This window comes from Pseudomonas helmanticensis, from assembly GCF_900182985.1.
GTDB classification, from domain to species: Bacteria; Pseudomonadota; Gammaproteobacteria; order Pseudomonadales; family Pseudomonadaceae; genus Aquipseudomonas; species Aquipseudomonas helmanticensis.
On record NZ_FXUY01000001.1, the window covers coordinates 1799100 to 1824364 of the forward strand.

General features: G+C 59.9%; 24 protein-coding genes. 5 read left to right on the forward strand and 19 right to left on the reverse strand.

Going from position 1 to position 25265, the window contains the following annotated elements:
- The first annotated feature begins 74 nt into the window (after positions 1-74).
- Together QOL84_RS08075 and QOL84_RS08080 are read left to right on the forward strand one after the other, a co-directional pair.
- Positions 75-464: a DUF2946 domain-containing protein gene (locus tag QOL84_RS08075; protein WP_129392554.1), complete on the forward strand. Its 390-nt coding sequence runs from the start codon at positions 75-77 to the stop codon at positions 462-464.
- A gap of 92 nt (positions 465-556) precedes the next feature.
- Complete coding sequence (locus QOL84_RS08080) at positions 557-2689, forward strand: TonB-dependent receptor (RefSeq protein ID WP_283436852.1); 2133 nt, start codon at positions 557-559, stop codon at positions 2687-2689.
- A 135-nt stretch (positions 2690-2824) separates the two neighbouring features.
- Here the strand turns inward: QOL84_RS08080 and QOL84_RS08085 are convergent, their stop codons facing one another.
- From QOL84_RS08085 to QOL84_RS08095, 3 genes are all read right to left on the reverse strand, one after another.
- Positions 2825-3838, reverse strand: coding sequence for an ABC transporter substrate-binding protein (locus QOL84_RS08085; RefSeq protein ID WP_129392548.1), 1014 nt, complete (start codon positions 3836-3838; stop codon positions 2825-2827).
- Positions 3839-3965: 127 nt separating this feature from the next.
- Positions 3966-4163: a hypothetical protein gene (locus QOL84_RS08090; RefSeq protein WP_129396114.1), complete on the reverse strand. Its 198-nt coding sequence runs from the start codon at positions 4161-4163 to the stop codon at positions 3966-3968.
- A gap of 8 nt (positions 4164-4171) precedes the next feature.
- The gene (locus QOL84_RS08095) at positions 4172-4621 is read right to left on the reverse strand and encodes a hypothetical protein (RefSeq protein WP_283436853.1); all 450 of its coding nucleotides are present in this window, start codon (positions 4619-4621) and stop codon (positions 4172-4174) included.
- A 422-nt stretch (positions 4622-5043) separates the two neighbouring features.
- Between QOL84_RS08095 and QOL84_RS08100 the strand changes: the two genes are divergently transcribed.
- Both QOL84_RS08100 and QOL84_RS08105 read left to right on the forward strand, forming a co-directional pair.
- Entirely contained in the window at positions 5044-5319 is a 276-nt protein-coding gene (locus QOL84_RS08100) for a hypothetical protein (protein WP_283436854.1), read from the forward strand.
- A 49-nt stretch (positions 5320-5368) separates the two neighbouring features.
- Positions 5369-5605: a DUF2789 family protein gene (locus QOL84_RS08105; RefSeq protein WP_129392538.1), complete on the forward strand. Its 237-nt coding sequence runs from the start codon at positions 5369-5371 to the stop codon at positions 5603-5605.
- A 6-nt stretch (positions 5606-5611) separates the two neighbouring features.
- Here QOL84_RS08105 and QOL84_RS08110 read toward each other — a convergent pair whose 3' ends face one another.
- From QOL84_RS08110 to QOL84_RS08185, 16 genes are all read right to left on the reverse strand, one after another.
- On the reverse strand, positions 5612-5815 hold the full coding sequence (locus tag QOL84_RS08110) for a hypothetical protein (protein WP_129392535.1): 204 nt from the start codon (positions 5813-5815) through the stop codon (positions 5612-5614).
- A gap of 113 nt (positions 5816-5928) precedes the next feature.
- Positions 5929-7533, reverse strand: a complete 1605-nt coding sequence (locus QOL84_RS08115; protein WP_283436855.1) for a methyl-accepting chemotaxis protein — start codon at positions 7531-7533, stop codon at positions 5929-5931.
- A 225-nt stretch (positions 7534-7758) separates the two neighbouring features.
- A complete protein-coding gene (locus tag QOL84_RS08120; RefSeq protein ID WP_008084239.1) occupies positions 7759-8163 on the reverse strand; it encodes a TraR/DksA family transcriptional regulator in 405 nt (134 codons plus the stop codon).
- A 326-nt stretch (positions 8164-8489) separates the two neighbouring features.
- Complete coding sequence (locus QOL84_RS08125; protein ID WP_105704970.1) at positions 8490-9512, reverse strand: ABC transporter permease; 1023 nt, start codon at positions 9510-9512, stop codon at positions 8490-8492.
- Positions 9513-9659: 147 nt separating this feature from the next.
- Positions 9660-11228, reverse strand: a complete 1569-nt coding sequence (locus QOL84_RS08130) for a sugar ABC transporter ATP-binding protein (RefSeq protein ID WP_283436856.1) — start codon at positions 11226-11228, stop codon at positions 9660-9662.
- A 70-nt stretch (positions 11229-11298) separates the two neighbouring features.
- Positions 11299-12225 carry a sugar ABC transporter substrate-binding protein gene (locus QOL84_RS08135; RefSeq protein WP_129392526.1) on the reverse strand — a complete coding sequence of 309 codons (927 nt, stop codon included), beginning with the start codon at positions 12223-12225 and terminating at the stop codon, positions 11299-11301.
- Between the two features lie 52 nt (positions 12226-12277).
- Positions 12278-12448, reverse strand: coding sequence for a hypothetical protein (locus tag QOL84_RS08140; RefSeq protein ID WP_283436857.1), 171 nt, complete (start codon positions 12446-12448; stop codon positions 12278-12280).
- Positions 12449-12582: 134 nt separating this feature from the next.
- On the reverse strand, positions 12583-13635 hold the full coding sequence (locus tag QOL84_RS08145; RefSeq protein WP_283436858.1) for a Gfo/Idh/MocA family protein: 1053 nt from the start codon (positions 13633-13635) through the stop codon (positions 12583-12585).
- A 144-nt stretch (positions 13636-13779) separates the two neighbouring features.
- Positions 13780-14640: a sugar phosphate isomerase/epimerase family protein gene (locus QOL84_RS08150; RefSeq protein ID WP_283436859.1), complete on the reverse strand. Its 861-nt coding sequence runs from the start codon at positions 14638-14640 to the stop codon at positions 13780-13782.
- Positions 14641-14762: 122 nt separating this feature from the next.
- The gene (gene iolG, locus QOL84_RS08155) at positions 14763-15773 is read right to left on the reverse strand and encodes a bifunctional inositol 2-dehydrogenase/D-chiro-inositol 1-dehydrogenase (RefSeq protein WP_283436860.1); all 1011 of its coding nucleotides are present in this window, start codon (positions 15771-15773) and stop codon (positions 14763-14765) included.
- A gap of 41 nt (positions 15774-15814) precedes the next feature.
- Positions 15815-17746, reverse strand: a complete 1932-nt coding sequence (gene iolD, locus QOL84_RS08160; protein WP_283436861.1) for a 3D-(3,5/4)-trihydroxycyclohexane-1,2-dione acylhydrolase (decyclizing) — start codon at positions 17744-17746, stop codon at positions 15815-15817.
- Between the two features lie 83 nt (positions 17747-17829).
- Positions 17830-18651 (reverse strand): TIM barrel protein, encoded by an 822-nt coding sequence (locus tag QOL84_RS08165; RefSeq protein WP_283436862.1) that lies wholly within the window; start codon positions 18649-18651, stop codon positions 17830-17832.
- A gap of 25 nt (positions 18652-18676) precedes the next feature.
- Positions 18677-20179: a CoA-acylating methylmalonate-semialdehyde dehydrogenase gene (locus QOL84_RS08170; RefSeq protein ID WP_283436863.1), complete on the reverse strand. Its 1503-nt coding sequence runs from the start codon at positions 20177-20179 to the stop codon at positions 18677-18679.
- A gap of 30 nt (positions 20180-20209) precedes the next feature.
- Positions 20210-21019, reverse strand: coding sequence for a 5-deoxy-glucuronate isomerase (gene iolB / locus QOL84_RS08175; RefSeq protein WP_283436864.1), 810 nt, complete (start codon positions 21017-21019; stop codon positions 20210-20212).
- A complete protein-coding gene (iolE, locus tag QOL84_RS08180; RefSeq protein ID WP_129392504.1) occupies positions 21019-21909 on the reverse strand; it encodes a myo-inosose-2 dehydratase in 891 nt (296 codons plus the stop codon). Before iolE ends, iolB begins: the two co-directional genes overlap by 1 nt.
- Positions 21910-22068: 159 nt before the next feature.
- On the reverse strand, positions 22069-24006 hold the full coding sequence (locus QOL84_RS08185) for a bifunctional 5-dehydro-2-deoxygluconokinase/5-dehydro-2-deoxyphosphogluconate aldolase (RefSeq protein ID WP_283436865.1): 1938 nt from the start codon (positions 24004-24006) through the stop codon (positions 22069-22071).
- A gap of 310 nt (positions 24007-24316) precedes the next feature.
- Between QOL84_RS08185 and QOL84_RS08190 the strand changes: the two genes are divergently transcribed.
- Positions 24317-25237, forward strand: coding sequence for a MurR/RpiR family transcriptional regulator (locus tag QOL84_RS08190; RefSeq protein WP_129392497.1), 921 nt, complete (start codon positions 24317-24319; stop codon positions 25235-25237).
- The last annotated feature ends 28 nt before the right edge of the window (positions 25238-25265 follow it).

A 25265-nucleotide genomic window follows, 5' to 3' on the forward strand; every position in this document is an offset into this window, starting at 1 on the left:
GATTTGAACAAATCATCCTAGTCGGCATTTTTTGAAGTGCACGACCGATCAGCGGTACGGTAAAGTGCCGCCCCATGAAATTCTCCCGTTCCGATCGCTCACTGCTGGCCTGGATGCTCTATTGCTGCGTCCTGTTCAACGTGTTCGCCTGCAGTATCGGTCACGGACAAATGGTCGGCATGCAGCTGAACGGTATCGGTGGTCAGTTCTGTACGGTCGACCCGGCCACGCAGGCGCCGCTCGCCAGCAACCCCAGCGAAGAACAACTGCCGACGCTGTCCAAGGCGTTCGGCTGCCCACTGTGTTCCGTCGGTGGCGGCATGGGTCCGGCGTTCAATTCCAGCCTGACCCTGGCGATCCTGCCCGAACAGCACAGCCCACCGCTGGCACCGATTGTCAGCGCCGACCTGCCTGCCCGTTTCACCTGGCCTTCAGCCAACCCTCGCGCCCCGCCGCTCGCCTGAGTGTTTCTACGTTTTTGATTTGTCAGCCCACTGCGCCAACGCGCGGCGTTTGCCTGTGCGCTGACTCCTAGACAAGCATTCAGGATTCAATGATGAAACAACTCACTTTGCTGGCGAGCCTGTGCGGCTGCCTGTCCGTCAACGTCTGGGCGCAATCCACCGTGGATCTGGCGCCCATCACCATCGACGGCGAGTCCGGCGCGGAACCCGGTCTGAGCCTCGACCAGTCCAGCGGCATGGCCTCGCGGCTTGGCTTGAGCGTGCGCGACACACCCGCCTCGGTCGCCATCGCCAATCGCAACGACATCGAACGCCGTGGCGCGCAAAACTTCCAGGACGCCGCCAACACCCTGCCCGGAGTCAACGCCAGTGCGCCGCCGGGTTTCGGCGGCTTCGTTTCCTATCGCGGCTTCACCAGCAGCCAGATCACCCAGATGTTCAACGGCATCAACGTCTCCGGTGGTCTCGCGCGGCCGGTCGACGCGTGGATCTACGATCGGGTGGAACTGGTCGGCGGCCCGTCGTCGCTTATCAATGGTGCCGGTTCCGTCGGTGGCTCCCTGAATTACGTGACCAAACTGGCCACGCGCGATGAACAGGCCGTTGAAGGCCGCGTCAGCTACGGCACCTACGACACCACGGAAACCGCGTTTGGCCTCAACCATGCCCTGACCGAGCCTGGCGCTGACGTGCAGCATTACGCGCGACTGGATGTCAGCCACAACACCAGCAACGGCTACATCGACCGTCAGGAGCGCGATGCCTGGAGCGTGGCGTTCTCGCTGCTCAGCGATCTCACGCCGGATCTGTCGCACACCCTCGCGCTGGAATATCAGGACGAGCACGAAGACAGTCCGTATTGGGGCACCCCGGTGCTCAATCCCAAGGCGGGCGAGTTGAAAATTGATCGACACAACCGCTTCAACAACTACAACGTCGAGGATGGTCGCTACGAACAACGGACGGTCTGGGTGCGTTCGATCATCGACTACCGGATCAACGACAGCACTACCCTGCGCAACACGCTGTATCACCTCGACAGCCAGCGCGACTACCGCAACCTCGAGACCTATCAGTACAACGCCGACAACAGCGCGGTGAACCGCTCAACCGCGTATCAGGTACGGCATCAGGGCGAACAGAACGGCAACCAGTTCGAACTGCGTCACGACAACAGCCTGTTCGGGCTCGATACGACGTGGTCGGGCGGTTTCGAATACAAGGTCAACCAGACCACCAACTCACCGCTCAACATCAAAGGCGCGAGCACGGTTGACCCGAACAACTACCGGCCGGGGCGTTTCTATGACATTCCCGGCACCAACCCGACGCTGATCAGCGACAAAACCAACGAGGTCACCACCAAGGCCCTGTTCGTCGAAAATCGTCTGGCGCTGACCGACAAATTGTCCCTGCTCACCGGCCTGCGCTACGACGATATCGACCTTGACGTGACCAATCACCGTACCGTGACCGCCGCCAATCCCAAGCACTTCAAGCAAAGTTGGCAACCGGTCACCGGTCGCGCGGGCCTGACCTATCAGTTCATCCCCACTGCCAACGTTTACCTGCAATACAGCACAGCCGCCGAGCAACCGGGCGGCACGCAGAACTTCGATGTCTCGACCGGCAAGCAATGGGAGATTGGCAGCAAGTTCGATTACCTGAATGGCCGCGGCTCGGCGACCGTGGCGGCGTACACCATTGAGCGCAAGGACTTCGCGGTCACCGATCCGCTCGATCCGGCCAGCAGCATTCCGGTCGGCCAACAGACGTCGAAAGGCATCGAGATTGCCAGCTCGTTGCGCATCACCGACAAGCTACTGGCCGAGGGCAACTTCGCCTGGGTCGATGCGCAGTACGACGACTTCACCGAGAAAAATGCCGCGGGTGTGGTGGTGTCGCGCAAGGGCAATACGCCGACCAACGTGCCGGATCGGGTCGGCAATCTGTGGCTGACTTATGATTTTTCACCGCAATGGCAGGGAGGGGTCGATGCGCGGTATGTGGCGTCGGTGTTCGCTGACACGGCTAACACCATGACGGTGCCGTCGTACACGTTGTTCGGCAGTTTCCTCAGCTACAAGATCGACGCGCACACCACCGTGACCGGGCGGGTGCGCAATCTGACCAATGAGGTGTATGCCGAGTTTGCGCATGTTTCCCCGGCGTATTACCTGGGATCGCCGCGGACTTTTGAATTGGCCGTACAAACCCGATTCTAAAACCAACCTGCCATACAAAACCGATTCAAAAACCGATTTGTAGGAGCTGCCGCAGGCTGCGATCTTTTGATCTTGTTTTTAACAATCAAGATCAAAAGATCGCAGCCTGCGGCAGCTCCTACATAAGGCAAGCCGTTAGAGGTTGGCGGAAACCTTGTCCGCCACATCCTTCGGCAACCACGCCTGCCACACATCCGGATGCGCCTTCATGAACGCCACCGCCGCATCGCGTGGCGCCGTGTGCTTCTCGCTCATTTCCGCCAGCGCCTTGTTCAGCGGTTCAATCGGAAAATCGACCTTGCTGAAGAACGCCGTGATCTGCGGATACTGCTTCTGAAACGGTGTCGACACGCCAATCGACAGCTTCGACGCCAGCGAGCGGGTCGGTTTCGGATTGGGGTTATCGGCGTCGGTCAGGGTTTTCCACGCCTCGGCATCGAACGGCGGTTCTTCCAGCTGCACCAGTTTGAATTTGCCGAGCAATGGCGTCGGCGACCAGTAGTAGAACAGCACCGGTTTACCGCGACGGATCGAAGAGCTGATTTCGGCATCCAGCGCGGCGCCCGAGCCACTGCGGAAATTGGTGAAGTCATCCTGCAAGCCGTAAGCCGTCAGCTTCTGCTTGTTGACCACTTCCGAGGTCCAGCCGATCGGACTATTGAGGAAGCGCCCTTTGCTCGGATTCTCGGGGTCCTTGAACACATCCTTGTATTTTTTCAGATCACTGACGCTGCGCAGGTCCGGCGCGAGCGGCTTGATACCCTTGGCCGGGTCGCCCTTGATCACGTACTCCGGCACCCACCAACCCTCGGTGGCGCCCTTGACCGTATCGCCCAGGCTGACGACCTTGCCTTCAGCCTCGGCCTTGACCCAGACCGGGCTGCGTCCGGCCCACTCTTCGCCGATCACCTGAATGTCGTTGTTCGCCAGGGCGGTTTCCAGGGTAATGGTAGTGCCCGGCAACGTGTCGGTCGGCAGCCCGTAGCCCTTCTCGACGATGATCCGCAGGACATCGGTGATCAAGCTGCCGCTCTCCCAGTTGAGGTCGGCAAAATGGATCGGCGTCTCTGCCGCGATCACCGTTTGTGCTGACGTCAGCAAGCCGAATGTGGCCACGCTCGCGGCCAACAACCGTCGAAATCCGTTCATGCATTGCACCTCGTGCTGTTCACAGCAATGGCAGGATGGCCTGACAGAAGACCGCAAGCCTCTGAATACTCAGTCAACTGACTGTAGCCGAGGTTCCTGCTTTTTCCGGGCCCGAGCCCGGACGAGGTTACGAATCAGACTTTTCCTGCAAGCTTTGTAGCTCGCGTCTGACCATGCTGGCGTATGCCGCGGGGCGCAACGTGTAGATCTGCGCGGCGACCCAACCCAGCCACGCGCCTTGCATTTGGGCCTTAGCGGCAAACAGGCGGCGGGCTTCATCACGTGCGCTGTCGAGGTTTTGCGAATGGAAATCGGCGCGACTCAACGCTGTGCTCACTCGCTTGCCTTGAAGGTAATCAGCTCGCCCTTGCGCCACTTCGCGGCTTTGGCGGTGACGGCTTTCAGGGTTTTGGTCAGGCCTTCCTGCAGTTGTTGATTGGCGGCGAACACCGTCACCACGCTGTGGCCTTCCCTGAACAGAATCGCCTGACCGTCGGCCGTCGAGACAAAGGCGTAATCGCCCAGGCCATAGACCGTCAGTTTGATTTCGCGAAAACGGATGTCCATCTTGCCGCCTTCACGGCTGGGCAGGACCGAAGCGCTGAAATGATCGCCGACCTTGAGCTTGAGCCCAGGTTTGTCATCGACTACCAAGGCGCTTTCGGTATCGATCTCGGCGACGTAGATGCCTTCGGCGTTTTGCTCGGTGATGTAAACAAAACGCGATTGGAACTGCTTGACCAGCTTTGCACGCAAATCACCCAGCACGAACAAAGCATGCATATCGAGGTTACTGACTGCCAAAGAAACATCCCCACATCTGAAAAAACCGTGCACGGAAAACGCGCACGGCAAAAAACGGCCAGGCCGATGGAACTGCCGGTGACTCAAATAAAAAGCTCGAACTGAGCAGACTGCTCAATCATCGCGAGGTTCGTAAGACTACTGGATTGTCACTCGCGAAACTTGCCCCGATGTCGCCAAAACTCGAAGGAAAATTCCTTAACGGTGCACAGAGAAAGCTGACTACGAACTTTAGGGAAAATTCTCACGAAAAAAAGCTCTTTTCCGACATATCGCTCGCGAAAAATTGCTTTAGATAAGCGCAGTCGTCAACAGGTACTGGCGATTCTAGAGCAGCGATGCTCACTACGACTACCCAAAACGGCCTGTAAATACCGGCCGCCCCATGAAAAGGACTTCATATGTGCACTTTGACTCACTTCGCCCGGCCCGCTGACGCCCGCATAAAGTCGTCACTCATCCTGCATGTGAACGGCATGAGCGATCTGTCCAGCGCCGGGCAATACGAGCAAACCCCACGCTTTCAGGTAATCCCTGCCGGCAATGCCTTCTTTCACATCAAGGAAAAATCGACGGGACTTGTAAGAGGTTTCCGCGAGGATCATAACGAAGCCTGCGCCCTCGCCCGTTCACTTGAATCACAAATCGAACTCCGCGCCAGCGACTGCCTCAGATAAAGAGAGAGATCGACTGCGCCATACCGGCGCACCCACCAAGGAGCACACGATGGAACTGCCTGCATACGACCTGAAAACCCTGTTCGATCAACTGGGACTGCCATCGGAAGACGGCGCAATCGACGACTTCATCGAAGCGCACCCGCTGGCTGCCGAGATCAAACTGATCGAAGCCGACTTCTGGACGCCGCAACAGGCGCAATTGCTCAAGGAGTGGCTGCGCGCCGACGGCGAGGAAGCCGTGATGGTCGACGAGCTGAACGTGCGTCTGCACCGCGGTAAATAATCCGGATCAGTGCAGGCTGTCGCCCGGCTCGGCTTGCAATTGCGCGAGCCATGCAGCCTTGCACTCCTCGGCTTCGTCGCGACTGGCGAACGCGGTACCGCGCCGCTCGCCATTGAGCAGCACGACCCAGCAGACGCTTTGACCCAATGCGCGCAAACAGGCGGGCACGCCACTGCCGATCATTACTGCGACATCGACTCTTGATTGCATACTGACCTCGCGAAATCATTAGCTGCCTAACTATGTAGGCAGATTAATGCTTTCTTTCGCAAGGAAACAGCAACCCTCGTGCACAGATTCATTGCACCAGCGGTAACAATTGCTCAGCGCGGACTTTCCGGCTTGTAGCCCAAACGCAATCCACCCCAGTGGCGCCCCTTGACCATGATCGGTACCGACAGGTCGTGCATCAGCTCGCCGGTATCGCGCGTGTAGGTTTGCAGCAGTACCGGTTGTTGGTGGCTGCCGCAGCGAATGCCGGTGCGGTCGGCAAACTTGCGCTTGGTGCGATTGTTGATCGCATCGATCTGCGCATCACCGGTCAACGGCTGACTGAACAGCTGATTGTGTGTCGGCACATAACCTTGCTGCGTACAGGCAATCGCAAACACCAGGCCTTCATGGCGCGGCAACAACGGTTCCTGAATCGCCGGCAGCACCTGATCGGTGTAGCGGTCAAAGCGGGTTTGAAACTTCGCCGGTTGGGTATTGGCAATCGGCTGGTACTGACGATCGAACAGATCCTCCAGGCTGACCCGCCCCTGCTCGACATCCGCTTCGAAACGCGCCGCGATCTGGTTCGCGCCTTCCCGCGCGAGGTCGTAGATACGCTGGTGATAGTCATCAAGACCGACTTCGGCGAGGCGTTCGCTGATGGTCTCCGCCTGCCCTTCCATCTGCACCGCAGCGTCGGCGAGGCGCCGGGTCTGTTGATCACTGATCGCCAGATCGATGCGCATCTGCCCGACAGCCTTGAACAGACTGTCGAGTTGTTCGCGGTTGGTTTCTGCACCTCGGGCGATTTCGCCAACCTGGGTTTCCACGCCGGCAGCCAGCCGGGCGATGTTGTCCAGATGCTGGCCGGTGTGTTCGACCTGCTCGACGCCGGTGTGCAAATCGCTCGACAGTTGGCGGATCTGCTCGACCACTTGCGCCGTACGCTGCTGAATGTCGGCGACCATCTCGCCGACCTCGCCGGTCGCCGACGCGGTACGCGCCGCCAGACCACGCACCTCGTCCGCGACCACAGCGAAACCACGGCCATGCTCGCCGGCCCGCGCCGCTTCGATTGCCGCGTTCAGCGCCAACAGATTGGTCTGGCTGGCAATCGACTGAATCACCAGCGTCACGCGTTGGATGTCGTCGCTGCGCACGCTCAAGGCTTCGATCAATTCGCGGCTGGCGTTGGCGCGTTGACTGAGTTGATGCATCCGCGAGATCGAATCGGCCAGTTCGGTACGCCCGGCGGCGCTGCTGTGATGCGCCTCGCTGGCGGCCTCCAGCGCTTCTCGGCTGAGTTGCGAAGTGGCCTGTTCGGTGGCAATCATCACCTCGGCGTTGCTGACGATCCGTGCTGCCGCATCGAGTTGCGATTCGAGTTTGCTCGCCAGTTCCTTGACCGAAAACGCCACACCGGCCGCCGACAACGCGTTATGGCTGGTGGTATAGGAAAGATCACGGGTCAGTTCCGACATCGCGTTGCCGCTATCGGCAGGCGCGGCATCGGTGACCGTGCGCGAACGCAGGCGCGGCAGCCAGACAATCAGCACGGCCAACGGCATGCCCAAGTAAAGCGACCACTCACCCAGCGTCATGCCGGCGAGCAACAGCATCAGGGCGATGCTTTGCAACGTCGGTGCGAGCCAGCGGTTTTTCGGCAAAAGCACTGGTGCAGGCAAAGCCCCAACCAGAGATCCATCTCTCGTCATATCAACACCCCACGCTTGTTCTCATTATTGTGCCTGCATTAAACGCCACTACAACGCCATTATCCATGGTCCGTTAGTCGTGGGGGCTGCAGCAGGTCAATGAACCGCGTGGAATATCGCAGACGAACAAAAGCAAAGATCGCAGCCCCCAACAACCCCCTGTAGGAGCTGCCGAAGGCTGCGATCTTTTCCAGGCGCCCCTAATTAAAAGGGCACCTCACAGAATCAGGCCTGACGCTGGTGCTTGTCGATCTGCTCGTGACGCTCTTGAGCTTCGATGCAGTATTTGGTGGTCGGGCTGATCAGCAGGCGCTTCAGGCCAATGGCCTCGCCGCTGTCGTCGCACCAGCCAAAGCTGTCTTCCTTGATGCGCTCAAGGGCTTGTTCCAGTTGCGGCAGCATGCGCTGGTCGCGATCGATCGCGTTGACCAGCCAAGTGCGCTCTTCTTCAACCGAAGCCGCGTCTGCCGGGTCGGCCGGAGTGTCCAGGCTTTCGATGGCGATACGGTTTTGCTCAATGCGCTCGTGGGTTTCGACTTTCATGTTCTGCAACAGCTCAGTGAAGAAAGCGTGTTGCTCGGAATTCATGTAGTCATCTGCCGGCATGGCCAGCAACTTGTCCTTTGTCATTGATATCTCTATAAAAAAACGTGCATTAAGGCGAATTAGGGAGCGTTTCGGCGATCCGCGTGCGGTCATCGAAAAGGCATCGTTTATTGCAAATGCCACCCGGCACTCAATTTACGAGGGGCGGCAGTCTAAGGCCGACTTGAGGCCTCAGCAACTGTAAATACCGGGAATTTGTCCGACAACGCCCGGAAACTGCTCTGACACAGGCTTCACAGCGGTCATCGGAGTGCGTTTATAGCAAGAAATTCAGTCAAGCGGCTTTATATAGAAGACAAACGGCTGCGCCACGCGGGCAGGCGTGGCGCATTTTGCAGTGTGCTTCGGAATCAGCGCTTGAGTTTGCGCTTGTTGCGGTACTGGTCGATGACCACCGCCACAACAATAATCAATCCCTTGATAATGTCCTGAATATACGCATCCACACCGACAAAGGTAAAGCCGCTGGCCATGACCCCGAGGATCAACGCCCCGATCACCGTACCGGTAATGCGCCCTACACCCCCCGCCAGACTGGTGCCGCCGATGACCGCTGCGGCAATCGCATCCAGTTCATACGACATGCCCATCCCCGCCTGCCCGGTGGCGGCACGCGCCGAGGCAACCACACCGGCCAGGCCTGCGAGCAACCCGGCAATGCTGTAGACGATCACCAGATGACGCTTGACGTTGATGCCGGACGTCCGCGCCGCCTGCATGTTGCCGCCGATCGCGTAGGTGTATTTACCGTATTTGGTGTAGCGCAGGGCGATGTGGAAGATCACCGCCACCACCAGAAAGATGATCACCGGCATCGCGCCATGGCCAATCGCGGTGTAGGAGTCGGAGAGCATGCTCACCGGCTGACCTTCGGTGTAATAGCGCGCCAGACCACGCGCCGAGACCATCATGCCAAGGGTCGCAATGAACGGCGGGATCCCGGTGATTGCAATGATGCTGCCGTTGATCGCACCCGCCAGCAAGCCGACGCCGAGCCCGGCGATCACTGGAATCCACACTGGCAAGTCGGTCAGCGACGGAAACACCGCCCGGGCAAAGTCCGAGGTCTGCGCCAGGCTGGCGGCGATCATCGCCGACAGGGCCAATACGGAACCCGAGGACAAGTCGATACCCGTGGTGATGATCACCTGGGTCACACCAATGGCCAGCAAGCCAATGATCGACACCTGCAGGATCATCAGCACCAGGCGCTGCGAGTTCATCAGGAAGCTCTGGTCGCGGACGATCCAGCCGAACACTTCAAAAACCAGACCGATGCCGATCAGCACGAGGAAAATGCTCAGTTCAGTCGGAAAGCGCCGACGACTCTTGGTCGGCACCGTTGCTGGCTTGTTTTCCAGTATCGCGTTCATAGCCACTTACCCTTCAAAAATGAAATCTGCGGACAGCCTTTTGTGGCGAGGGAGCTTGCTCGCGCTGGACTACGCGGCAGGCCCAGGCTTTTTTGGGGTCGCTTCGCAACCCGGCGCGAGCAAGCTCCCTCGCCACAGGGAATTGGATCAACTATTGAGCGTCATGCCTGATGCCAACTGCATTACCCGCTCCTGCGTCGCTTCGCTGCGGTCGAGGGTGCCCATCAGGTCGCCTTCGTGCATGACCATCACGCGGTCGCTCATGCCGAGCACTTCCGGCAGCTCCGAGGAAATCATGATCACCGCCATGCCTTCACTGGCCAGCAGCGAGATCAGCCGGTAGATCTCGGCCTTGGCACCGACATCGATGCCACGGGTCGGCTCATCGAGAATCAGGATGCGCGGATTGGTCATCAGCCAGCGCGCCAGCAAGGCTTTCTGCTGATTGCCGCCAGACAAGGTATCGATGCATTGCTCCAGCGACGGGGTCTTCACCCGCAACTTCTTGCACATGTCTTCGCACAGCGCGCGCAAGGCTTTCTGCTGGATAAAACCGTGGCCGGCGTAATGCGGCAGCACCGCCATTTCCATGTTTTCCAAGACCGACAGGCACGGGAACAACCCGCTGAGCTTGCGATCCTCGGTCAACAGCGCGAAGCCCTTCTCGATCGCCATGTGCGGATCGGTGATGCGCACCACTTCGCCATCGAGGCGAATCTCGCCGCCGTCACTTGGGGTAATGCCGAACACCGCTTCGGCGACGTTGGTGCGCCCGGAGCCCATCAACCCGGCGATGCCAAGGATCTCGCCGGCATGCAGATCAAACGAGACACCTTTGAAAATCCCGTCGAGCTTGAGGTCGCGTACCGACAGCAGCAGGTCGCCGATCGGCTTCTCGCGTACCGGGAACAACTGGCTCAGTTCGCGGCCGACCATCATTGAAATCAGGCTGTCGCCGTCCATGCTGTCGGCGCGTTGCAGGCCGATGTATTCGCCATCGCGAAACACCGCCACTTCATCGGCGATGGCGAACACTTCGTTCATTTTGTGGGTGATATAGATGATGCCTTTGCCCTGTGCCTTGAGGTCGGCAATGATCGAGAACAGGTGCGCCACTTCCTTGTCGGTGATGGCCGAGGTCGGCTCATCCATGATCAGGATGTCGGAGTCGTAGGACACCGCTTTGGCGATCTCGACCATCTGCCGTTCGGCGATGCTCAGGTTGCCGACCTGCTCCTCGGGATCGAGGTTGATGCGCAGGCGCTCGAGCAATTGCGCGGTGCAGCGATGCATCTCGCGGTGATCGATCATGTGCAGGCCATTGAGCTGTTCGCGACCGATCCAGATGTTTTCGGCGATGCTCATGTGCGGCATCAGGTTGAGCTCCTGGTGGATCATCGCGATCCCCGCCTGCAACGCCGCCAACGGTGTTTCAAATACCACCGGTTTGCCGCGCAGACGCAGTTCGCCGGCGTCGGGCTGGTAGATACCGGCGATGATTTTCATCAGCGTCGATTTACCCGCGCCGTTCTCGCCCATCAGCGCCAGCACCGAGCCCGGGCGCACACGCAATTGCACATTGGACAAGGCCACCACACCCGGAAAACCCTTGCTGATGTTGGTGATTTCCAGCAGGTACGGTTCATCGACAAAGGTCGTTGCTGGCTGGATGCCCGCCAACGGGAGGGTGCTCGAAGCAGTCGCTGAAGCGAACATGATCAGGTACTCCATCAGCAAGGTCGCCGCAGCCACCTTGCGTGTTTATTGTTGTTATTGAACCGACGGACTATTTGAAGGTGTCGACGTTTTCCGGAGTGATCAGGCGATACGGTACCCAGACGTTCTGCTCGACCGCCTCGTTTTTCGCCATCTTCACGGCGGTGTCGATGGAACCGTCAGCCTGGCCTTTGGCGTCCTGGAACACCGAGACGGCCATGCTGCCTTTCTTGATCGCGTTCAACCCGTCGGGCGTACCGTCGACACCGGCGATCAGCACGCTGCCTTTGTCTACACCGGCCTGCTGCAGGGCCATGGCGGCGCCAATGGCCATTTCATCGTTGTTGGAGACCACCGCATCGAACTTGCGGCCCTGGGTCAGCCAGTCATTGACCAGCGTCATGCCTTTATCGCGCAGCCAGATACCGGTCTGTTCCTGCTCGACCTTGATGTTCGGGTATTTCGCCAGCACCTCTTTCACGCCCTTGGTGCGGTTGGTCGTGGAGTTGTTGGCGAGGTCGCCGAGCAGGATGACGATTTCGCCCTTGCCACCCATTTTGTCGGCGAGGTACTGCATCTGCATTTCGCCAGCTTCAAGGTCGTTGGAAGCGACCGTGACCACGCCTTTGGGCAGCTTCAGATCATCGGGACGGCGGTTGACGTAAACCAGCGGGATGCCCGCCTTCACTGCGGCTTCGGTGATTTTGCGGGTCGCGGCGGTATCCACCGGGTTGACGACAATCGCATCGACTTTCTGACTGATGAAACTTTCGACCTGGCTCAACTGCTTGACCACATCGCTGCGCGCGTCTTCGAATTGCAACTTGACGCCATCGGGATAGGACTTGGCCTTGCTGTCCATGGATTCGCGCAGGTACGTCAGCCAGGTGTCATCGAACTGCGACATGCTCACGCCGATGCGCATGTCGGCCAATGCTGCGCCGCTGGCGAACAGCAGGGACAGGGCAAGTGCGGTGAAACGGATCGGGGTCTTCATGAAAGGTCTTTCTCCACATTCTTGTTGGTTTTATGGATGAGGCGTGACGATTTCAGTGAACGGGCAAACGGACGATCGGGGCGCCGGGGATGCAGCAGACCAGGGCACCGTTGCGCTCGACGCAGAGCAGGCGAACGAAGAAATGTAACGAGGCGCGAGGCAGGTCGCGAAAGAAGCGTTGCGCGAGGCGTAAAACAGACAGTGCAGCGTTGAAGGTTTTCATCGACGGTACCTGGTTTCTGTTTCTTGTTTTTGGTTCGCCCTGCTCTCATTCAAAACTGAGATCGGACGTGGATGTCGGTAACCTGCAAACGACATTATTGGAAATTTAATTCTAATTCAACTCATTTTAGAATTTTATTCTAAATTTGTTCCAACCGCTTCGAACGCCGGCAAATCGATCACTTGGCCACGCTCGGCACTCAGCCGTGCGGCGTCCAGAACGCGGGTGGCAGCCAGTGCATCACGGGCCTCCACGGGCAATGGGCCGCCGTTGTGTAACGCGGTTTGTAGCTGCAGATAGAACTGATTCCAGCAGCCCCGTTCCGACGGCACCCGCTCTCGAATCTCGCCCTGTTCGAACCAGCCCCAACGGCGATGCTCTTCGACGCCCCAGCGCTCGCCCGCCGATTTCGGCGAAAGCCCGGCCAACGCCTGAGCTTCCTGACCGTCGAGGCCATCGACGCTGTAGCAACCCTGTGTGCCGGTGACGCGAAAGCGCGGGCCAGGGGTGTTTTGCAGGCAACTGCCGCCCAGGTGCGAGATCACTCCGCTGGCATGGGTCAGCGAGACGAAAAAACCGTTGTCGTAGGTCTGCCCTTTTTCCAGGTAATCCAGTTCGCCGTACACGCGGCTGACCGGGCCGAACAGCAGCAGCGCCTGATCGACCAGATGGCTGCCGAGATCGCGCAGGAACCCGCCGCCACTGCCGTTGTTCACCGATTGCGGCGAGTAGCGTTCGACCCGCGATTCGAAGCGGGTGACCTGCCCCAACGCACCGGATTCGATGAGTTTGCGCACCGTGAGGAAATCGGAATCCCAGCGGCGGTTCTGATAAACGCTGAGCCGCACGCCCTGGCGCTCGGCCATGGTGATCAAGGTCTGCGCCTGTTGCGCATCGGCGGCGAAGGGTTTGTCACTGACCACCATCACCCCGTGCTCGAGGCCATCGAGCACCAGCGCCGGCCGCCCCTTCAGCGGCGTGGAAATAACCAATACATCGACACCCGCCTCGACCAGTTGGCCAATGCTGTCGAAGGCCGGCACGCCGGGGTACTCGGCAGCGAGCAACTGTCGGCGCTCGGCGGAACGCGTGACCACACCGGCGAAGGTCGCCCCGGGCAAACTGCTAATCAGCGGGGCATGAAAAAACCGGCCGCCATGGCCGTAACCGACAAGTCCGATACGCATGATTCGACTCCTTCTTGATCGTTCCCACGCTCTGCGTGGGAACGCATCAATGGACGCTCTGCGTCCGCTGGTGGGACGCGGAGCGTCCCGGGCTGCATTCCCACGCGGAGCGTAGGGACGATCAGTCAAGGGATAGGTGCGGCCTCAGCGGCAAAGTTCGCTTTTGACCCGCTCCAGCATCATCCGGTTGGACTCGTCCGGCCGGTCTTCCCAGGCGAACACCGAGACCGTGGCGATGCCGTCGAACTTGATCTCGCGCAACGTGCCGAAAAACGCTGCCCAGTCGACTTCGCCCTGACCGATGTCCAGATGCTGATGCACGGTGGCGGTGACGCCCGGCGGATTGACGATATAGCGCAACCCGGACGAGGCCTTGTGGTTGTAGGTGTCGGCGATGATCAGGTGGCTGAGTTTCGAACCGGCGTACTTGAGCATCGAGGCAATGTCACCGACGCCGTCGTCGTAGAAAAACGTGTGTGGCGCGGCATAGAGGTAGTTGACCCAGTCGCGGTCCAGCCCGCGAATGATGTCCACCGACTCGTTGTTGCGCTCACAGAAGTCATACGGATGCGCCTGAATATCCAGTTTGATGCCTTCGCGTTCGAACTCGGGGATCAATTCATCCATGGAGCGCATGAACTGGTTTTCGCACACCAGCGGGTTATCCGATTGACCGGTGAATTCCGTGTTGACCAGCTCGCAATCCATCGCCACGGCAATCTGAATCGCGCGTTTCCAGTTACGCACGGCGGCCACGCGCAAGCCTTCGTCGGCGGCAGCCCAGTGGTACATCGGTAATAACGAAGACAGTTTGACCCCGGTGTCGCTCAGGGCTTTGCGAAACTCCTTGATGCGCGCCTTGTCGACGCGCGGCGCCTTGTAGAACGGCAGAAAATCTTCCCGGGGGGACAGCTCGATGTGTTCGTAACCGAGCTCGGCAACCTTGTCGACCATCTTGCCCAGGGACAGATTGCGGTACATGTAAGGATCCAGTGCGATGCGCATGTCTTTCTCCTGTTGATCGTTCCCACGCTCTGCGTGGGAACGCCGCCATGGACGCTCTGCGTCCGTGTTGTGACGCAGAGCATCACGGGATGCATGCCCACGCGGAGCGTGGGAACGATCAATCAGCCGTAGAAATGTGGGCGTTCTGGCAGGGTGACTTTGACGATCTGCCCGCTGTTTTGCGCTTCGATGCAGGCGTCCGCTGCGACCGCTGCGGCGAAGCCATCCCACGCCGAAGGGCCACCGACCTGGCCTGCGCGCACGCCGTCGATGAAGGCCTGCAACTCAACGTCGTAGGCGCCAATGAAGCGATCCTTCCAGTCCATCAGAATGGCGTTCGACAGCTTCGCGCCGCTGCGCATTTGCACCTGTTGCGGCTCGGGCAGTTTGGCGATCCCGGTCTCCCCCACCACTTCGCACTGAATGTCGTAGCCGTACTGGCAATTCACAAAGACCTCGACGTCGATACGCGTGCCCTTGGCGGTTTCCAGCAGGACGATTTGCGGGTCTTTCAAATGCGCCAGCGCTTTGCTCGATTTGCGCGGGAACACCACTTGCACCGACACGTAATCGTCGTCGAGCAACCAGCGCAGCACATCCAGTTCGTGGATCAGCGTGTCGGTGATCGCCATGTCGGTCTTGTAGTTTTCGCCCACGCTCGGGTTGCGGTGGGCGCAGTGCAGCATCAGCGGTTCGCCGATCTGGCCGCTGTCGATCACCGCTTTGAGCGCGCGATAACCTTCATCGTACGGCCGCATGAAACCGACCTGCACCAGACGCTTGCCGTGGGCGACTTCGGCTTCGACGATTTTGCGGCAGCCGGCAGCAGTGACCGCCAGCGGCTTCTCGCAAAATACCGGTTTGCCGGCGGCAATCGCTGCGAGCACGAACTCTTCGTGGCTCGGCCCCCAGGACGTGACAAGGATCGCCTCGACCTCTGGCGCCTTGATCAGCGCATGACCGTCAGGATAGACCTCGGCGGTCAGTTTCAGATCGGCAACGACTTTCGCTGCTTGCTGCAAATTGATGTCGGTGACCGCGACGACCTGACTGTTGAGCAAGGTCTGGCTGCAACGACGGATGTGATCCTGGCCGATGGCCCCGGTTCCGATGACGCCAATCTTCAAAGCCATGCGATTCTCTCCTGCGAGATTATTGTTCGATTCAGGGGCAATCAGTACTGACGGGCCTTGGCCAGTCGTTCATTAAGGGTCTTGGCCACCGCATCGGTGCGTGCGCTGGTCGACACCTGCGCCACACCGACCCGCCACCACGACAGGTATTTGTGGATCATGGTCTTCGGCAGCACCTTGATATCGATCAGCGTCGACACCGTCTGCAAGCGCGCATCGCCCAGTGCCGCTTGCAGCTCTTCGACGTTATTCACCTTGTAAGTCTTGCAGCCATAAGCCGCCGCACTCATGGCGAAATCCACCGGCACGAAACCGCCGTCGAGCTTACCGGTCTCGGGATTGCGAAAACGGAACTCGGTGCCGAAGCTGTCCATGCCGTGTTCCATCTGCAAATTGTTGATGCAACCGAAAGTCATGTTGTCCAACAGCACCACGTTGATCTTGCGGCGCTCCTGAATCGAGGTCGCCAGCTCCGAGTGCAACATCATGTAGGAGCCGTCACCGACCAGTGCGTAGACCTCGCGGTCAGGCTCGGCGAGCTTCACGCCCAACGCGGCGTTGACTTCGTAACCCATGCAGGAATAGCCGTATTCAACGTGGTAAGTGTTGACGCCCTTGCTGCGCCAACTGCGCTGCAAGTCGCCGGGCAGACTGCCGGCAGCGGCGACGATCACCGCGTCGTCGGCCAGGGTTTCATTGAGTACGCCGAGCACGCGGCTTTGGGTCAGGCACGAACCGGTGAGCTCGATGAATTCACGCAGCACGGCCGGGTCCATGTGGTCGTTGATTTCCGGGACGAAATCCTTGGCCTGGTAGTCGACCTGATAGATCCGCTCGACCTCCTCATCCAGTTGCGCCTTGGCTTGGCGCGGTTGCTCGCCCCAGCTCGAGCGGTAATCGCCCAGTGCTCGCGACAACGCCTGCAATCCGGTTTTGGCGTCGGCGAGCAATTGCACGCCGTCGAGTTTCAGCGCATCGCACGGGCTGATGTTGAGGTTGAGAAATTGCACGTCCGGGTGCTGAAACAGCGATTTCGACGCCGTGGTGAAATCGCTGTAACGGGTGCCGACACCGATGATCAGATCGGCCTCACTGGCCAGCAGATTCGCCGCCAGGCAACCGGTTTCACCGATGCCGCCAACGTTCAGCGGATGGCTGGACACCACCGCGCTCTTGCCGGCCTGGGTTTCTGCGAAAGGAATGTCGAAGCGTTCGGCGAACGCCTGCAACGCCGCATTGGCCCCGGAGTAACGCACACCGCCACCACAGATGATCAGCGGTTTGCGCTTGCCTTTGAACAGTGCCAGCGCGTCGCCGAGCATCGCTTCGGTGGCCGGACGACGTTCGATGCGGTGCACGCGTTTTTGCAGGAAATAATCCGGGTAGTCGTAGGCTTCGGCTTGCACGTCTTGCGGCAAGGCCAGCGTCACGGCGCCGGTTTCGGCAGGATCGGTGAGCACGCGCATGGCGTGGATCGCCGCCGTCATCAACTGCTCGGGACGGTTGATACGGTCCCAGTATTTGCTCACGGCTTTGAAGGCGTCGTTGGTGCTGATGCTCAAGTCGTGGAACTGCTCGATCTGTTGCAGCACCGGGTCGGGTTGGCGGCAGGCGTAGACATCGCCGGGCAACAGCAGCAAGGGAATGCGGTTGGCGGTGGCCGTGGCGGCAGCGGTGATCATGTTGGCCGCGCCGGGGCCGACCGAAGAGGAACAGGCGTAGATCTTGCGCCGCAGGTGTTGCTTGGCGAAACCGATGGCAGCGTGCGCCATGCCCTGCTCGTTGCGGCCCTGATGGACGATCAAGTCGCCGCTGTCCTGCTCCAGCGCCTGACCGAGGCCGAGCACGTTACCGTGACCGAAAATAGTGAAGATCCCGGCGACGAATTTGCTTTCAACCCCATCGACCTCGATGTACTGGTTATCGAGGAATTTCACCAGGGCCTGGGCCATGGTCAGTCTTGTTGTGGTCATAACCAATCCTTCAAAAGTACACCAACCCCTGTAGGAGCCGCCGAAGGCTCGGGCCGCGTTCGGCAGCTCCTACACGGGGTTTGTCAGGTCAGGGAGTTTTGCAGGTGGGCCATGCTGGCGCCGATGGCTTGGCGGATATCCGTCAGGCCATGCACGCTGTCGGCGAATGGCTCGAATGACAGGTAACCGTCGTAGCCACTGGCGAGCAGCTGTTCGATCTGCGCGGCATTCCCGAGTATGTCGCCCTCGCCCACCAGCACGCGATGACCATCACGAATGCTGTTCAGCGGTGCCTCGGCATCTTCGACGCCGGAGATATGCACCAGCCCGGTCAGCTCGGGAAAGAACTCCTGCTCCCTGGCCAAATGATGGTGGAAGGTGTCATGCACCAGACGGAAGACATCCAGCCCGCCGACCGCCTTGATCGCCTCCACCGCCGTGTATTTGCGACGCAGGGAACACTCTTCGAAGCCCAGCGGCTCGACGAAACCAAGGATGCCGTGATCGCGCAGAATCGGCGCCAGTTCAGACAACGCGGTGCGCAAACCCGCCGCGCGTTCGGCCTGGCTGCGGCGGTCGGCACGATCATTCAGCGGGCACATGACCAGGCCCTGCGCGCCGCAATCGCGGGCATACGCGGCGAGCTTCAAGGCCTGCGCACGACGCTGGTCATTCCACACATCAAACGGATACAGCGCATTGATCGACAGCACGGTGATGCCTTTCGCCGCGCACAATTCACGCACTTGCTCCGGAGCGGTGCCGTCTTCGATCTCGACACCCTTGAGGTCGTTACGAATCTCGATGGCGTCGGCTTTCAGGGTTACCGCCAGTTCAATGAAGGCCGGCAGGGACAAGCGTGGCGCGACCATACGGTTCAGGGCGAAACGCAGGGGTTTGCTCATGACAGTGGTTCTCCGCAGAAAGACGTTATTTGGCGGTGGGCATGCTGAATTCAGGGCCTTTGGCGATGCTGTCGGGCCAACGCTGCATCACGCTTTTGTAGCGGCTGTAGAAACGAATGCCTTCCTCGCCATAAGCGTGATGATCGCCAAACAGCGAGCGCTTCCAGCCACCGAACGAGTGCCACGCCATCGGCACTGGAATCGGCACGTTGATACCGACCATGCCGACCTTGATCGTGCGCGCAAACGCCCGGGCGATGCCGCCGTCACTGGTGAAGCACGACACGCCGTTGCCGAACTCATGGGCATTGATCAACGCCACGGCGCTGGCGAAATCGGGGACGCGAACGATGCCCAGCACCGGGCCGAAAATCTCTTGTTGGTAGATGCTCATCTCGGTGCTGACGTTATCGAACAGCGTCGCCCCGACGAAGAAACCGTTCTCCGCGCCCGGCACCTTGAAGTTGCGCCCATCGACGATCAGTTGCGCACCTTGCGCCACGCCTTCATCGATAAAACCTTCAACCTTGGCCTTGTGGTCAGCCGTCACCAACGGCCCCATATCGCTGTCGCCCTGCATGCCGTTGCCGACTTTCAGCTGATCGATGCGTGGCAGCAGTTTTGCGATCAGCTGGTCGCCGACATCACCCACCGCGACGGCAATCGAAATCGCCATGCAGCGCTCGCCCGCCGAGCCATAAGCCGCGCCGATCAAAGCGTCTGCGGCTTGATCGAGATCAGCATCGGGCATGATGATCATGTGATTTTTCGCGCCGCCCAGTGCCTGCACACGCTTGCCGCGCGCGGTCGCTTGCTGATGGATGTATTCGGCAATCGGCGTCGAGCCGACAAAGGAAATCGCCTCGATGTCCGGGTGTTGCAGCAAGGCGTCCACCGCGACTTTGTCACCCTGCACGACGTTGAACACGCCATCGGGCAACCCGGCTTCGGTGAGCAATCGCGCCATCAGTAGACTTGCCGACGGATCGCGTTCCGACGGCTTGAGGATGAAGCAGTTACCGGTGACCAGCGCCAGCGGGATCATCCACAGCGGCACCATCACCGGGAAGTTGAACGGCGTCACCCCGGCGCACACACCGAGTGGCTGACGCAGGTTCCAGTTGTCGATGCCGCCGCCGATGTTGTCACTGAAATCGGTTTTCAGCAGGTTCGGCGCGCCACAGGCGTACTCGACGATCTCGATGCCACGGGTCACCTCACCCTTGGCGTCGGAGAGCACTTTGCCGTGTTCGCGGCTGATGATTTCCGCCAGCTCGTGGTGGTGGCGGTCGAGCAGTTCCTTGAACTTGAACATCACCCGCGAACGGCGCAGCGAAGACTGCTCCGACCACGCCGGGAACGCCTGCAGCGCCGAGGCTACCGCTTCGTCGACGGTTTTCTGGCTGGCCAGCGTTACGCGCGCCTGCACTGCACCAGTGGCTGGATTGAACACATTGCTGAAGCGTTCGCCGCCGCTGTCCTGCACCTGACCGTTGATGTAATGGCCCAAAACCTGGGTGTCGCTCATTGTTGTTGTTCTCCGTGCAAGTGCTGGAATTCAGAGGTCGAGCAGCCAACTGTGCTGAGGATCGTTATGGAACTGCCAGACCCGCTTCGGCCCGGCCATCACGTTCAGGTAATAGGACTCGTAGCCGTACGGCACGCTGACCGGGTGATAACCCTTAGGCACCACGACCAGATCGCTGTTTTCCACGGCCATGGCCTGATCGATGCTGCGGTCGTCGGTGTACACGCGCTGGAACACAAAGCCCTGTGGCGGGTTGATCTGGTGGTAATAGGTTTCTTCGAGAAAGCTCTGGTGTGGCAGGTCATCGGTGTCGTGCTTGTGCGGCGGGTAGCTCGACGAATGCCCGGACGGCGTGCGCACCTCCACCACCAACAGCGAATGCGCAGGCTCGGTGTCCGGGAGGATGTCGCAGACGTAACGGGTGTTTGCGCCTTTACCACGCACACTGCGCTTCATGCTGTCGGGCCTGATCAGCCGTGGGCCGAAAGCGTGGTCGGGCGAGCCGGGCGCGGCACACACGGCGATTTGCACGTCGCTGAGCGCGGTCACCTGGGCCTGACTGCCCGGCGGCAAATAGGCGGCGAACGGCGACTTGTCTTCAAACACCGATTGCCGATCGCCAAGGTTGTCCCAGTCGAACGCGCCCTGCCCCGGTGCTTCGCCTTTGAGGCTGATGCGCCCGCTGAGCAGCACCAGGCACAACTCCTTATCGCCGGCAGCCACCGGCAAGGTTTCGCCGAGACTCAAGCGATACGCGGCGAACCCGACGTATTCCAACTCACCCTTGGCCAACTCGACCATGCTTCGGCCACTGGCGTTGCTCTTGACCAAAAGGCTCATCAGCGGGTCCTCTCGTCGAGCAGCGCACGCAAGGTGTCGAAGCCTTTTTTCGCGTAGACATAACTCGGCGCCACGGCTGGATCCTGCTCGGCCTCGACCACCAGCCAACCGTGGTAATCGGCGGTCAGCAGCACATCGAGCAACGCGCCGAAATCGATATCGCCATCGCCCGGCACGGTGAACGTGCCGTTGATGATGCAGTCGGGGAAACTCCAGAGGTTATTGCGCGCCAGTTGCACCACCGGTTTGCGCACGTCCTTGAAATGCACGTGGCAGATGCGTTCGATGTGTTTGCGCAGCACCTGCAACGGCTCGCCGCCGCCCATGTAGCAGTGACCCGAATCGAACAGCAGGCCGACTTCGCTGCCGGTCAGCGCCATCAACTTGTCGATGTCCGACGGCGATTCCACATAGGCGCCCATGTGGTGGTGATAGGCCAGACGCACACCCTGCGACAGGGTGAAACGCGCCAGCTCGGTGAGCTTGTCGGCGTATGCCTGCCAGGCTTGTTCGGTGTGGAAACGCGGGCGTTCGACCAAAGCAATACGCTGGCCTTGAATCGAGTCAGCGACCTCACCGTAAACCAGCACTTTGGCGCCATTCTTCGCCAGCAGCTCGACGTGGCTGCCGATGGCGTCGATTTCTTCGGCCACCGAACGGCGCGCCAGACGGCTGGAATACCAGCCGGAAACCAGCGCCAGATCGTAAGGCCGCAGCACGTCAGCGACGCCTTTGGCATCCTTGGGAAACTTGCCGTTGAGCTCAAAACCTTCGTAGCCGATCTCCTTGCCTTCGCTCAGCGCCGTGCTCAGCGGCGTCTCGCCACCGAGGGACGGCAAGTCATCGTTGCTCCAGGAGATCGGGTTGATGCCAATTCGGATAGCGGGCATGGCTGCACCTTTTATTGTTTTGAAAATCTTCAAACCAACGCAGATCCCCTGTGGGAGCGGGCTTGCTCGCGAAGGCGGTGTGTCAGGCGACAACAAAGTTGAATGTGCCGACCTCTTCGCGAGCAAGCCCGCTCCCACATGGGGTTATGCGGTATTTTTTCAGGATCGCGATGAGCGCCACGCCTCGATCAATTCGACAAACGTGCCCTGCACCTGCCTGATCAGCGTTTCATCGTCGATCTCGCCGGCCATCCACGCCCGGCTCGGCGCCTGGAAAATCGTCCGGCCCACGGCAAACCCTCGGCAAGTCCGGCTCTGACTCGCCTGCTGAAACCCTGCGGCCAATTCCGCCGCCGGCGCATTCAGCCCCAGCAGCACCACGCCACGGCAGTACGGATCGCGCTCTTGAATCAACTCATCGAGCTGTTGCCATTCCTCGGCACTTTGCGCCTCGATCTTCCACCACGCCGGATAAATGCCCAGGTTGTAGAGGCGTTTCAGCGAGCGATAAAGTACGTCCGGGTGCGCCGCCGGCAGATCCTTTGGTGGAATAATTTCCAGCAGCAGTTCATGCCCACTGACCAGCGACGCCTGATACAAACCCTTGATCTGCGCTTCCTGCTCCAGGCGCAGCAGAGGTTCATCATCCGGGTGAAACTGCACCAGACACTTGATGATCTGCTCCTGTGGCCAGGCAATCAGATTGCTGCCCACCGAGCGCCCGTGCTCGAACGCCAGCGGCCGCGAACCCTGCACCTCCACCGGGCGCGCCACCCACCAGCCACGCCCGGTAGCAGCGTTCAGCGAGTCCTGACCAAAACGCTGATCGGCCAGCAGCCCGACGTCGGCCTCAATGCCCTGCTCACGCAAATCGGCTTCGACGCGCTCCACGGCCTGGATGAAAAGTTGTTTGAGTTGGCAGATCGCGTCGAGATCGCGTCCGCCCTTGTGCGCCAGTTCCACCAGTTGCCCGCGATGATCGAAGGCAAAGATGAACAGCTGCTTCCACTGTTTGCGCGGCACGCTGACTTGATGCAGTCGCTGCAGGGTGACGTCCTGATCCGGCCGGGTGATCGGAACCGGGCTGTCGAACAGATAATCGAGTTCGGCACGGGTCGGCATCGCCGGTGCACAAGCATGCCGCGACACCACCAGACCGCCGCAGGCATTGGAGAGCTGGCAGCAACGCTCGTCGCTCGCATCCTCCAGCCAACCGGCGAGGAAGCCCGACATGAACGCATCGCCAGCGCCCAACACGTTGAGCACTTCAACGCGCACGCCGGGGTAAATCGCGCCGTCTTCAAGACGCACCGGAATCACCCCGTGAATCACCGTGCAGCCCTTCGGGCCGAGCTTGACCACCAATGTCGCCGCACTGACCCGCCGCACATTGCGCAACGCGGTGAGCAAATCCTCCGAGCCACCGGCAATCAGAAACTCCTCTTCGGTACCGACGATCAGGTCAAAACGCGGGAGGATTTTCTGCACATGCTGGCTGACGTTCTGATCGGCGACAAAACGGGTTTCGCCGTCCGCCTTACCGGCCAGGCCCCACAACACCGGGCGATAGTCGATGTCGAGGATGCGTTTGACGTTGTGCTTCTCGGCGTAATCCAGGGCCTGGATGCTCGCCTTGTAGACACCGTCGGTGGAGAAATGCGTGCCGGTGATCAGCAAGGCTTTGCTGGAGGCGATAAAGGCTTCGCTGATGTCTTCGGCGCGCAGCGCCATGTCGGCGCAGTTCTCGCGGTAGAACACCAACGGAAAGGTTTCGCGGTCCTTGAGACCGAGCAGGACCATGGCGGTCAGACGTTCCGGATCGACCTTGATACCGCTGACGTCGCAACCTTCACGGGCCAGCGATTCAAGCAGAAAACGGCCCATGTGGTCGTCGCCGACCCGGCTCAACATCGCCGACTTGAGGCCCAGCCGCGCGGTGCCGAAGGCGATATTGGCGGAGGAGCCGCCGAGGTATTTGGCGAAGCTGGACACGTCCTCCAGCCGCGCGCCGACTTGCTGCGCATAGAGGTCGACGCCAAGGCGCCCCAGGCAAATCAGATCCAATTGACGCCCACTGGCAAAACGAGTCTGGCCCATGCTGGCTCCTGTTATTTTTATCAGCCTGCGTTCGGGACGGTGGCCGTGCCGAACACTCTTGGTGGATGCAGACTAAAACGACTGGAACCGAACAATCAATAAATATTCCAAATAATTTTTACGTGGAATATTTTTTCCAATAAACTTTTGTACGACCGTCCTAGCCGCAGTGCATCGATTCAGCAGCGTGAGCGCCGATTGCATGCCGGAGATTTTATTCCGGCCTACCCTGTAGACTGCGCACAGCCCACCTATTGTCAGGGGCTGACCGATTCGTCAGCCCTATAAGAACAAGCCAGAAGGATTCTTTATGTCCCGCACCGATCAGCCGGCTACCGACGAGCCAACGTCCGAGCGCGACCTCGCCAGCCCCCCGATCAATGCCGAGCGCCTGCTGCAACTGATCACCGAAGAATATGAAGCCCTGCCGCGCCAGCTCAAACGCATCGCCAGTTACATGAGCCAGCAGAGCGACCGGATCATGGTCGATCGCATCAGCGACATCGCCCGCGAGTGCGAAGTGCACCCGTCGGCCATCGTGCGTTTCTCGCAGCGCTTCGGCTTCAGCGGTTTCAGCGAAATGCAGGCCTTGTTCCGCGAGGCCTACACGCACAAAGCCACGCCGGTGCAGAACTACCAGCAACGCATCCGCAGCATGATCGCCAACAAGTCGCAGAAGGCCAGCGGCGGCGACCTCGCCCGTGAATGCATCGACGCCACCCTCTCCGGCATCGAACGTCTCGGCCAGGAACTCGACGACGCCGCGTTCGAAAAAGCCGTCGACCTCGTCGTCAACGCCGACAACATTTACGTGGTTGGCGTGCGCCGCTCCTTCGCGGTCGCCGACTACCTGGTCTACAACCTGCAACACACCAACAAGCGCATCCACCTGGTCTCCGGTCTCGGCGGCAGCTACCGCGAACAGATGCGCAGCGTGCGCGCCAACGATCTGGTCATCGCAATCAGCTTCACCCCGTACGCCAAGGAAACCCAACACTGCCTGCGCATCGCCCAGCACCATCAGGCGAAAACCCTGATCCTCACCGACAGCAACCTCTCGCCGCTGGCCAAACGCGCGAACACCGTGTTGCTGGTCAACGAAGGCAGCTCCTTCGCCTTCCGCTCGCTGAGCGCGACGTTGTGCCTGTGCCAGGCGCTGTTCATCGCCGTCGCCTATCGCCTGGAACTCAAGGTCGACGAAATTCACGAACAGGTCGGCTTCGACGACTGACAATTCCTTCAAGCTCGGCTAGGTTATG